Origin of the sequence: Trinickia symbiotica (assembly GCF_002934455.1) — a bacterium.
Lineage (GTDB): Bacteria > Pseudomonadota > Gammaproteobacteria > Burkholderiales > Burkholderiaceae > Trinickia > Trinickia symbiotica.
Map to the genome: position 1 here is coordinate 99075 of NZ_PTIR01000015.1, position 11722 is coordinate 110796.

The window sequence follows — 11722 nt, forward strand, 5'->3', positions numbered from 1 at the left end:
TCAGTTTTTCTCCGTGATGTACTCGCCGCCGACGACATTCTGCCGGGGGGACTGTGTGGCCGCGCTAGTCGCTCTCGCGCGCCGGCACGAGAATCTCGCGATTGCCGTTGGACGACATCGCCGAAACGAGCCCTGACTGCTCCATTTGCTCGAGCAGCCGCGCGGCGCGGTTATAGCCGATGCGCAAATGCCGCTGCACGAGCGAGATCGACGCGCGCCGATGCTTGACCACAATCTCGACGGCCTGATCGTAAAGCGGATCGGCCTCGCCGCCGCCCGCCGCCGCACCGGCCCCGTCCGCCGACCCTTCGTCGCCCTCGCCCGCGATCCCGCCTTCGAGAATGCCTTCGATGTAATTCGGCTCGCCCTGCTCCTTCAGCTTCTCGACGACGCGATGGACCTCGTCGTCCGATACGAACGCGCCATGCACGCGCACAGGCAAGCCCGATCCGGGCGGCAGATAGAGCATGTCGCCCATGCCGAGCAGCGATTCGGCGCCCTGCTGATCGAGGATGGTGCGTGAATCGATCTTCGAAGACACCTGGAAGGCGATTCGCGTCGGCACGTTCGCCTTGATGAGGCCCGTGATCACGTCGACCGACGGCCGCTGCGTCGCAAGGATCAGGTGGATGCCGGCCGCGCGCGCCTTTTGCGCGATGCGGGCGATGAGCTCTTCGACTTTCTTGCCGACGACCATCATCAAGTCGGCCAGCTCGTCGATGACGACGACGATGTTGGGCAACCGCGTGAGCGGCTCGGGATCGTCGGGCGTGAGACTGAACGGATTGGGCAGCTTCTCGTCGCGCTTGGCCGCTTCCTCGATCTTGTTGTTGTAGCTCGCCAGATTGCGCACACCGAGCTTGCTCATCAGCTTGTAGCGTCGCTCCATCTCGCCCACGGTCCAGTTGAGCGCGTGGCCCGCCTGCCGCATATCCGTGACGACAGGGCACAGCAGATGCGGGATGCCCTCGTAGACGCTCATCTCGAGCATCTTCGGATCGATGAGAATCATCCGGACCTGCTCGGCGCTCGCCTTATAGACGAGCGAAAGAATCATCGCGTTGATCCCCACCGACTTGCCCGAGCCCGTCGTACCGGCCACGAGCAGGTGCGGCATCTTCGCGAGATCGGCGCACACGGGCTTGCCGCCGATGTCCTTGCCGAGGCCGATCGTCAACTTCGAGCCTGCGTCGGCATAGACCTCGGAGCCGAGGATTTCCGAAAGCCGCACGGTCTGGCGCCGTTGGTTCGGCAGCTCGAGCGCCATGTAGTTCTTGCCCGGAATCGTTTCGACGACGCGGATCGAGACAAGCGACAGCGAGCGCGCAAGATCCTTGGCGAGATTCACGATCTGGCTGCCCTTCACGCCGGTGGCCGGCTCGATCTCGTAGCGGGTGACGACAGGCCCCGGATAAGCGGCCACGACGCTCACGTCGACGCCGAAATCCTTGAGCTTCTTTTCGATGAGGCGTGAAGTGAACTCCAGCGTGTCGGCCGATACGGTTTCCTGCACGGCCGGCGCGGCATCGAGCAACGCGATCGGCGGCAGCGTCGTGTCGCCGGGCAGGTCCGCGAACAGCGGCACCTGCTTTTCCTTTTCGACGCGCTCGGACTTCGCCGGCGCAACGACGGGCGGCACGATCGTCACCGGCTCGTGCTCCTCGAGCCGCACGCGGCTTTGCTCGACCTTGCCCTCGCGTTTGACGGCCGCCTCGACGCCCGCCTTGCGATCCCGGCCGGCCTCGCGGCGCAGCTTCGCGAGCGTGACGGCCGAAATCAGCTTGTCGCCGACGCGCTCGGCCACCGACAGCCACGAAAACCGAAAATAGAGCGACAAGCCGATGGCCAGCCCGATCAGCAACGCGAGCGTGCCGCCCGTGAAGCCGAGCGCATGGGATACGCCGCGCGCGACGGCGTCGCCGACGATGCCGCCCGGCGCGCGCGGCAACTGCACGCGCATCGACCACATCCGCAGCGCCTCGATGCCGTCGCAAGCGAGCAGCACGAGCGCGAACGCGAACGCGTCGGCGAACCACGAGTCGCGCGGCGCTTGCTCTTCCGGTTCCGCCTGGCGCGTGAGAAGCCGGTAGTTGGCGGCGATGCGCCGCGCGAGCAGCACCACCCACCAGTAGGCGGAAAGGCCGAACAGCAGCAGCAGGATGTCCGACGACCAGGCGCCGACGCGGCCCGCCCAATTCGCGATATGGTCGACCTGCGCCGCGTGCGTCCAGCTCGGATCGCGGCGGCTGTAGCTGACGAGCGCCATCACGAGGAACGCGCAGAGCGCGACCTGCAAGATCCAGCGAATCTCGGTGAAAAGACGCGACATGCGATGCGGCAACGCTTGCGTGTGCGCGGAATAAGGAGCTTTGGCCATGAATCCGTAAAGGCTTGGCGGGCGCGCCGGAGTGCGCCGTCGCCCCGATCGTAGGATGCGGCCTATTGTAAACGCTGCGTTGCGCACCGCGCTGTAAATGACGGTAACGTGCGTTCCATGCAACGCGCGCCCGCCGCCGTTGGTTACCGATGTGCCAGGCTATCGCCGCGATAGAAAAGCCCAGGCGGCAGCGCCCGGCAGGCCCCTTTATAATGCGCGGGTACGCCCCACCTACGGCCGTAGTCCCCCGAGTCGTTCGCGAGAACCCGCGCTCGACCTCCGGCCGATCGGTTGCTGCTCAAAGCATTTCTTAGGATCAAGACCATGTCCACGCGCAAACACGCCAAAGTGCTCATCCTCGGTTCCGGCCCCGCCGGCTACACGGCCGCCGTGTACGCCGCGCGCGCCAACCTGTCGCCGCTTCTCATCACGGGCCTGGCGCAAGGAGGTCAGCTCATGACGACGACCGACGTCGAAAACTGGCCGGCGGACGCGAACGGCGTTCAGGGCCCCGAGCTGATGCAGCGCTTTCTCGAACACGCGGAACGCTTCAAGACGGAGATCGTCTTCGATCACATCCATACGGCGAAGCTGAACGAGCGGCCGCTCAGGCTCATCGGCGATTCGGGCGAATACACGTGCGACGCGCTGATCATCGCCACGGGCGCCTCGGCGCAATATCTGGGGCTGCCGTCCGAGGAGGCGTTCATGGGCCGCGGCGTGTCGGCCTGCGCCACCTGCGACGGCTTCTTCTACAAGCAGCAGCACGTGGCCGTGGTCGGCGGCGGCAATACGGCCGTCGAGGAAGCGCTCTACCTCGCGGGGATCGCGAGCAAGGTCACCGTCGTCCATCGGCGCGACAAGTTCCGCGCCGAGCCGATCCTCATCGACCGTCTGCTCGCGAAGGAAAAGGAAGGCGTCGTCGAGATCAAGTGGAACCACGTGCTCGACGAGGTGAAGGGCGACGATTCCGGCGTCACGGGTGTGCGGATCAAGCACACGCAAACAGGCGTCACGACCGATGTCGCGCTGCAAGGCCTCTTCGTCGCGATCGGGCACAAGCCGAATACCGACATCTTTGCCAGCCAGCTCGAGATGAAAAACGGCTACATCATCACGAACGGCGGCTTGAACGGCAACGCAACGGCCACGAGCATCCCGGGCGTTTTCGCGGCCGGCGACGTGCAGGACCACGTGTATCGCCAGGCGATCACGAGCGCGGGCACGGGCTGCATGGCCGCGCTCGACGCGCAGCGCTATCTCGAGAGCATCCACGAGGTGCATCAAGAGCGCGTGATGAGCCACGAAGCCGATCGTTGCTGAAACGCGCTCGCATACATAGTGGGCGTCGCGCGGCTTCTCTGAGCGCGACGCGCGAGTCAGTTGTGGCGAAACCATGTCGAAACACCGATTGCATCCGGGCGGCACGAAGCCCGCGAGCGCGGAACGCGGCACGCGCGGAATCGGATTGTCCGATCTCGGCGCTTTGCGGGACGCGCTGAAAGAGAGCGCGGCCGAACGCGAGCGTGCGCGCGCCGCCGCAGCCAAGGCGGCCCGCGAGGCGGCGGCCGACGCCGACCTCTTTCGCCGCGAGATCGGCAACGTGGCGCCGCTCGCCGCACCGCCACGCGCGAAGCACGGCCGAACCCCGCCACCGGCGCTGCCGATCCAGACGCAGCTCGACGAGCGGGCGGTACTCGACGAAGCGATCTCGGACGAATTCGACCCCGAGGTGTTGCTCGATACCGACGAAACGCTTTCCTACTGCCGCGCCGGCATCGGCCACGAAGTCGTGCGCAAGCTGCGGCGCGGCCATTGGATCGTGCAGGATCAGCTCGACCTGCACGGCTTGCGCCGGGAAGAGGCGCGCGAAGCGCTCGCCGAGTTCATTCGCGATGCGGTCAAGCGCGGCTTGCGCTGCGTGCGCGTGATCCACGGCAAGGGGTTGGGCTCGATCGGAAAGGAGCCGGTGCTGAAAGGCAAGGTGCGCTCCTGGCTCGTGCAGAAAGCGGAAGTCATCGCCTTTTGCCAGGCGCGGCCGCATGACGGCGGCGCGGGCGCAGTGCTCGTCCTGCTGCAGCCGCGCGCGGCACAGGCCGCGCCTCGCGGCTGAAGCATGACGCCTGTGCACCCGCGGCTGACATTTGCCCTCTCCGTCATAGAGGGGCTCGCCATCTTCGCCTATGCATTTTCGGGATTCATCGAAGCACGCCGTCGACGGCTCGACGCCGTCGGCACGTTTCTCGTCGCGCTCGTGACCGCATTCGGCGGGGGCACCGTGCGGGATGTGCTGCTGGGGCATCGGCCGTTTTATTGGGTCGAGCACGAAACTTATGTCATCGCGATCTTTGCGATGTCGTTCGTGGCGCCCTTCGTCTTGCGGATGGCATCGCGCGTCTTTTCGGAGCGGGCGCTGCTCGTGGCCGATGCGGTCGGGCTCGGCCTGTTCAGCATTTCGGGGACGTCGATCGCGCTCGATGCCGGCATGCCCTGGTTCATCGCGGCGCTGATGGGCGTGGTGACGGGCGTATTCGGGGGCGTGATACGAGACGTGCTCTGCAACGAAATGCCGCTGATCCTGCGGGATTCGCGTCCCTATGCAACCTGCGCGCTCGTCGGCTGCTGGCTCTATTTGTTGCTCGCTTGGCTCGCGGTCGATCCGGTCTACAGCGTCATCGTCGCGACCGTTTTCATCCTCGTCGCACGGCTCGTGACATTCAAGCTCGATGTGCGCCTGCCGCATTGAAAAGCGGCAGACGCAGCGACGTCCGGCTTAGGACCGGCCAGCTCGCTCAGGCGATGCGCGCCTCGGTGGCCGGGTCGAAGAGGACGGCCTTCGAGACATCGAACAGCAGCGGCATTTTTTGCTCTGGCTGCGGGTTCGATGCCGGATGCACACGGCTCACGGTGCGTTTGCCGTTTACTTGCGCAAAGACGAGCGTATCGGGACCCGTCGGCTCGATCACGTCGACCTTCACGTCGATCTGCTGCAAAGCGTCGCTGTGGCCGTTATGCGCGCTGCGCGCATCGGTGATCCGTTCCGGGCGCAGGCCGAGGATAACGTTTTGTCCGATCGAGCCATTCAGGCGATTGGCGTTGAACGGCAAGTTGAGTGCACGGCGCGTCACACCCGTATCGATCTCGATGCCGACGCCTGCCCCCTGCTCGACGAGCTTACCCTCGATGAAGTTCATCGGCGGCGCGCCGATGAATCCGGCCACGAAGAGGTTCGAAGGCGAATCGTAGATTTCCTGCGGCGCGCCAAATTGCTGGACGATGCCGTCCTTCATCACGGCGATGCGATCGCCGAGCGTCATCGCCTCGATCTGATCGTGCGTCACATAGACAATCGTCGTGCCGAGACGCTGATGAAGCAGCTTGATTTCCGAACGCATCTCGATGCGCAGTTTCGCGTCGAGGTTCGACAAAGGCTCATCGAACAGGAACATCACGGGATCGCGCGCGAGCGCCCGCCCCATCGCGACGCGCTGGCGCTGACCGCCCGAGAGCTGGCCCGGCTTGCGATCGAGCAGATGATCGATTTGCAGCAGCTTGGAGACGCGCTCGACGATCGTCTGCTGCTCGCGCTTCGGCACCTTGCGGATATTGAGCCCGAACGAGATGTTCTCGCGCACCGTCATCGACGGATAGAGCGCGTACGACTGGAACACCATCGCGATGTCGCGATCCTTCGGCGAAAGATCGTTGACGACGCGATCGTCGATGCGAATCTCACCCTTCGTGACCGATTCGAGGCCGGCGATCATGTTGAGCAGCGTCGACTTCCCGCAACCCGAACCGCCTACGAGAATGAGGAACTGGCCGTCCTCGATATCGATGTCGACCCCCTTCAAAACGGGCACGCCGTTCGGATAGGTCTTGTAAACGTCGCGGATAGAAAGGCTTGCCATGCTGATATTCCTTAATCTGCCATGCAGCTTGCGTGTATGCGTTGCTGCTCGTTGCGTCCGTTAGCCGGTGTCCGGCGGAACACGTATGAGCCCTACCCCTTCACCGCGCCGGCCGTCAGCCCGCGCACGAAGTAGCGCCCCGCGATCACGTAGACCAACAAGGTCGGCAATGCCGCGATGATCGCGCCGGCCATGTCGACGTTGTATTCCTTGACGCCCGTCGACGTATTGACGAGGTTGTTCAGCGCTACCGTGATCGGCATCGAATCGACACCGGCGAAGACGATCCCGAACAGGAAGTCGTTCCAGATCTGCGTGAACTGCCAGATGACGCAGACCATGAAGATCGGCAACGACACAGGCAGCAGGATGCGCAAGAAGATCGTGAAGAATCCCGCGCCGTCGATGCGCGCGGCCTTGACGAGCTCGGCCGGCACGCCGACGTAGAAGTTGCGGAAGAACATCGTCGTAAAAGCAATGCCATAGACGACGTGCACGAACACGAGGCCGGTAATCGTATTCGAGAGGCCGACGCTGCCGAGCAGTCGCGCCATCGGCAGCAGCACCGTCTGGAACGGAATGAAGCAGCCGACGAGCAGCATCGTGAAGAGCGCATCGGCGCCGCGAAAGCGCCAGTGCGTGAGGACATAGCCATTGAACGCGCCGATGATCGACGAGATCAGGACGGCCGGAATCACCATGCGAACCGAGTTCAGGAAAAACGGCTGCATGCCTTCACAGCGCACACCCGTGCAGGCCTGACTCCAGGCCTTGATCCAGGGCGCGAAAGTCCAGTGCGTGGGCGCGGTCAGCAGATTGCCCGTGCGGAGTTCGTCGATGTCCTTGAACGACGTCGACAGCATCACGTAGATCGGGAACAGGAAGTAAAGCGCAAAGAGCACGAGCGCCGCATAGATGACGGCACGGCTCACGGTCATCTTAGGCTGCATTGCGGGTGCTCCTCGATTCCATATACATGAGCGGTACCAAAACGGCGACTACAGTGGCGAGCATCATCATCGACGAAGCCGCGCCGACGCCAAGCTGCCCGCGGTTGAACGAAAACACATACATGAAGATGGCGGGCAGCGAGGACGAATTGCCGGGGCCGCCTGCCGTCAACGCGACGACGAGGTCGAACGTCTTGATCGCGATATGGCAGAGGATCAGCAGCACCGAGAAGAAGACCGGGCGCATGCTCGGGATCACGATCTTGCGATAGATGGTCGGCAACGTCGCCCCGTCGACTTGCGCCGCCTTGAAGATCTCGGCGTCGACGCCCCGCAGACCGGCGAGGAACAGCGCCATGCAGAAGCCCGTCGATTGCCAGACGGCGGCGATCACGATGCAGAAGATGGCTTTGTCGGGATCGCCGAGCCAGTTGAACGAAAAACTCGTCCAGCCCCAATCCTGCATGATTTTCTCGATCCCGAGCCCGGGATTCAGAATCCATTGCCAGGCCGTGCCCGTCACGATGTACGACAGCGCCATCGGGTAGAGGAAGATGGCGCGCAGCGCGCCTTCGTTGCGAATCTTTTGATCGAGCAGGATCGCGAGCAGCAGACCGAGCGCGACGCAGATGGCGATGAACGGGATCGCGAACCAGCCGAGGTTCTTCGCGGAGGTCCACCAGACATCGTTATGGAACAGCTCGACATAGCGGTCGATGCCGGCGAACTTGAAGTTCGGCATCAGTCGCGACTTCGAGAAAGACATGTAGCCCGTCACGGCGATGAAACCGTAGACGAAAACAAGGCTGATCAAGAGGCTCGGAGACAGCACGAGCTTGGGAACCCAGCGATCGGCGAGCGCCGCGAACGACGACGTGCGATGGGGTGCGGGCGCGACTTCGTTGCCCTTGCCGCTTAGAGAGGCATGCACAACTCGACTCCTAATTCTTGCCTGCCGCCCGCTCCTTAGAAGCGGATCTCGCTCGGGGGGCGGGCGTCATCGGTAATGCGGGCGGCAACGCGGTGCAATGCGTCGCCGGATTCCCCGATTTCGATTACTTCGTCTTGGCGGCGTTGGCGAGCGCCTTGATGGCGTCGTCCGTCGACTCGTTCGAGTTCATGAACTTCGTCACGACGTCCGTGATCGCGCCCGCGACAGCGTCGGACTGCGCCATGCCGTGCGCGAGCGACGGAACGTAACCGCCCGCCTTGAGGGCAGTCTGCTCATCCGCGTACGACTTCTTCGCGCAATCGTCGAACTTCGCCATCGACACGCCGAGGCGCACCGGGATCGAGCCCTTGTAGAGGCTGAACTGCTCCTGGAACGCGGGGCTCATGATCGTCTTCGCCAGCGCGAGTTGACCCGCCGTCGCCTTGTCCTGACCCTTTTCCTTGAAGAAGACGAACGAATCGACGTTGAACGTGTAGGCCTTGTCGGTGCCCGGGACGGGCGCGCAAACGTAATCGACACCCGGCTTCTTGTTCGCGTTCGCGAACTCGCCCTTCGCCCAATCGCCCATGAACTGCATGCCGGCCTTGTTGTTGATGACCATGGCCGTTGCGAGGTTCCAGTCACGCCCGTTGCGGCCGGCGTCGAAGTAGCCCTGGATCTTGCGGACGGTATCGAAGACCTTGTGCATTTGCGGGCCCGTCAGCGTGGCTTGGTCGAGATCGACGATCGCCTTCTTGTAGAAAGGGGCGCCTTGCGAGAGCACCACGTCTTCCCACAGCGTGAGATCCTGCCACGGCTGCCCGCCCATGGCGATCGGCATGATCCCTGCGGCCTTCATCTTGTCGGCGACGGTAAAGAATTCGTCCCAGGTCGTCGGCACCTTGCCGCCCGCCTTGTCGAGCGCCGCCTTGTTGATGTAGAGCCAGTTCACGCGGTGCACCGAGAACGGGGCGGCATAGTAGTCGCCGTCCTTCTTGCCCGCGCGCATGATCGTGTCGATCTCGGGCGGCAGGTTCTTCTGCCAGTTCTCGCTCTTCGCGGCGGAATTGATATCGACGAGCACGTCCTGATCAGCCCATTCCTTGATCAGCGGGCCCTTGATCTGGGCGGCCGACGGCGGGTTGCCGGCGATCACCTGCGAGCGCAGCGCCGTCATGGCCGCCGCGCCGGCGCCGCCCGCGACCGCGAAGTCCTTCCAGGTATAGCCCTGCTTCGTCATGTCGTCCTTCAGCACGCCGATGGCCTTGGACTCGCCGCCCGACGTCCACCAGTGCAGCACCTCCAGGGATTCACCGGCCGCCTGCGCAGCCGATGCACCCACCATGAGCCCCGTGGCCGCGAGCGCCGCCATGATCGCGCGAACTTTCATTCTTTATCTCCTCCGGATTTGAACCGAGAAACGATGCTCCCCGCTCTTGTTGTTGGGGAACGATGGTTGCCAAGCAGAACAACACTGGAAGGCCAGGCCTGCCTCGATGCACTGAGCGCGCGTGCCGTACGCCGCGCTCCACCAAGGCAAACCCGGCCGCGAAAGCGCTTCTTCAGGAAATGAGTGGTTCGGAACTCAACGCCTGTCTCCTGTTTTGATTCGGCCCGACCCGCGTCGCGCGGAAAGCTCGGGGAGGCATAAGCCAAGGCCGCAGGTCCGCAAGCGGACTGCCGCGCTGCTAACATTCAATGTTCGATGCCACACCATCGTGCCGACGCGCCGGCACAACTGTATGCGGATTCAACAGGAAGCACGCCGGAAGCCGCACCGCCAAGGTGCAACGCATGCTTTTTGCATCGAATCGTCGTTACCTCTTGATTTGGATTGTAGTTAAACTACAATTCAGTGTCAAAAATATTTTTATCGCGCTACAAGTCGAGCGATCGTCGGGCAAGGCCGGGCGCGCGCCCGGCGCGAGCACATGGAACCGGAGACAGCGACCAGCGCAGACACGACCGAGCACGACCAGGTTCGATCCAGCAACCCGATGAGTCAGCCGCGGCCCCACGACCCGGCCTCCTCTCGACTTTCGACTCAAGACCCATGCAAATCGACTCAGGCTTTACCTTCGTTCTCTTCGGCGGGACCGGCGATCTGTCGATGAGAAAGATTCTGCCGGCGCTCTACGAGGCCCATCGCGGCGGGATGCTGTCAGAGCAAGGCAGGATCGTCGCCGTCGCACGCCACGCCGCCGATCTGAACGGCTACCTCGACTGGATGAACACCAACGTCAAGGCGCACGTCTCGAAGAACGGCTTCGACGAGGCCGTCTGGAAACGCTTCATCGAGCGTATCGACTACGTGAAGCTCGATCTCGGCAAGTCGGAGGACTTCGTCAAGCTGCGCGATGCACTCGAGGGGCACGCGGGCATTCGTGTGTTCTACCTGGCGACGGGGCCTTCGCTGTTCGTCCCGATTTGCCGCGCGCTCGCCGCCGTCGGTCTGAACCTGAACTCGCGCATCGTGCTGGAAAAACCGCTCGGCTACGATCTGCGCTCGTCGAACGCGATCAACGACGCCGTCGGCGAGATCTTCGCCGAAGAGCAGATCTACCGGATCGACCACTACCTCGGCAAGGAGCCCGTGCAGAATCTGCTCGCGCTGCGGTTCGGCAACGCGCTCTTCGAGCCGCTCTGGCGCCGCGAATGGGTCGAAAGCATCCAGATCACGATCGCCGAGGAGCTCGGCGTCGAGGGGCGGGGCGACTTCTACGACAACACGGGCGCGTTGCGCGACATGGTGCAGAACCACCTTCTGCAGTTGCTCTCGATCGTCGCGATGGAGCCGCCCCATTCGATGGATTCGGATTCCGTGCGCGACGAGAAGCTGCGCGTGCTGCGCGCGTTGAAGCCGATCGACTCGCGCGATATTTCGAAAGTGGCCGTGCGCGGACAGTATCACGGGGGCGTGATCCGGGGCTCGTCGGTGCCGGCCTATGCGACCGAGCCCGGCGTGAAGCCGCAGAGCACGACCGAAACGTTCGTCGCGCTGAAGGCCGAGATCGAGAACTGGCGCTGGTCCGGCGTGCCGTTCTTCCTGCGCACGGGCAAGCGGCTGGCCGACCGGATTGCCGAGATCGTCGTCAACTTCCGCCCCGTCCCCCATTCGGCGCTCGGCGCGCCGGCGCTGCGCCCGGGCTCGAACCGGCTCGTCATCCGCCTGCAGCCGAACGAATGGATCCGCCTCTACTGTCTCGCGAAGCAGCCTGGCGAGGGGATGAATCTCGCGAGCGTCCACCTCGATCTTGCCTTCGATCAGTTCTTCAAGGAAGGCCAGATGGAGGCGTACCAACGGCTGCTGCTCGACGTGATCAACGGCCGCCTCGCTCTGTTCGTGCGGCGCGACGAGCAGGAAGCCGCCTGGCGGTGGGTGGAGCCGATACTCAACGAATGGGCGACGTCGACGAAGCCGCCGAAGCCTTACGCAGCCGGCACGTGGGGACCGGCGGCCGCGAGCGCCATGCTCGCGCAGCACGGCACCTGCTGGCTTGAAGAAGAGAACTGACGACGTTCGGACGCGGCGAGGCCCGCCTTTGGCTGGCCT

General features: G+C 63.8%; 9 protein-coding genes. 4 read left to right on the forward strand and 5 right to left on the reverse strand.

Annotated features, from left to right (window positions below; translation table 11 throughout):
* Positions 1-64: 64 nt before the first annotated feature.
* Entirely contained in the window at positions 65-2377 is a 2313-nt protein-coding gene (locus tag B0G57_RS20705) for a DNA translocase FtsK (RefSeq protein WP_018440520.1), read from the reverse strand.
* 324 nt (positions 2378-2701) lie between these two features.
* On the opposite strand from B0G57_RS20705, the gene trxB reads away from it, so the two are divergent.
* From trxB to B0G57_RS20720, 3 genes are all read left to right on the forward strand, one after another.
* A complete protein-coding gene (trxB, locus tag B0G57_RS20710; protein WP_018440519.1) occupies positions 2702-3700 on the forward strand; it encodes a thioredoxin-disulfide reductase in 999 nt (332 codons plus the stop codon).
* Between the two features lie 73 nt (positions 3701-3773).
* Positions 3774-4490 (forward strand): Smr/MutS family protein, encoded by a 717-nt coding sequence (locus tag B0G57_RS20715; RefSeq protein ID WP_051090019.1) that lies wholly within the window; start codon positions 3774-3776, stop codon positions 4488-4490.
* A gap of 12 nt (positions 4491-4502) precedes the next feature.
* Positions 4503-5123: a trimeric intracellular cation channel family protein gene (locus B0G57_RS20720; protein ID WP_026229640.1), complete on the forward strand. Its 621-nt coding sequence runs from the start codon at positions 4503-4505 to the stop codon at positions 5121-5123.
* A 46-nt stretch (positions 5124-5169) separates the two neighbouring features.
* Here the strand turns inward: B0G57_RS20720 and B0G57_RS20725 are convergent, their stop codons facing one another.
* The 4 genes from B0G57_RS20725 to B0G57_RS20740 all read right to left on the reverse strand — a co-directional run bounded on the left by B0G57_RS20725 (position 5170) and on the right by B0G57_RS20740 (position 9559).
* Positions 5170-6288 carry an ABC transporter ATP-binding protein gene (locus B0G57_RS20725; protein WP_018440516.1) on the reverse strand — a complete coding sequence of 373 codons (1119 nt, stop codon included), beginning with the start codon at positions 6286-6288 and terminating at the stop codon, positions 5170-5172.
* 92 nt (positions 6289-6380) lie between these two features.
* On the reverse strand, positions 6381-7238 hold the full coding sequence (locus B0G57_RS20730; RefSeq protein ID WP_026229639.1) for a carbohydrate ABC transporter permease: 858 nt from the start codon (positions 7236-7238) through the stop codon (positions 6381-6383).
* A complete protein-coding gene (locus B0G57_RS20735) occupies positions 7228-8169 on the reverse strand; it encodes a carbohydrate ABC transporter permease (protein WP_018440514.1) in 942 nt (313 codons plus the stop codon). The genes B0G57_RS20730 and B0G57_RS20735 overlap by 11 nt, the downstream gene beginning before the upstream one ends.
* Before the next feature lie 124 nt (positions 8170-8293).
* Positions 8294-9559, reverse strand: a complete 1266-nt coding sequence (locus B0G57_RS20740) for an ABC transporter substrate-binding protein (RefSeq protein WP_018440513.1) — start codon at positions 9557-9559, stop codon at positions 8294-8296.
* Between the two features lie 663 nt (positions 9560-10222).
* On the opposite strand from B0G57_RS20740, the gene zwf reads away from it, so the two are divergent.
* Complete coding sequence (gene zwf, locus B0G57_RS20745) at positions 10223-11683, forward strand: glucose-6-phosphate dehydrogenase (RefSeq protein WP_018440512.1); 1461 nt, start codon at positions 10223-10225, stop codon at positions 11681-11683.
* Positions 11684-11722 lie beyond the last annotated feature (39 nt).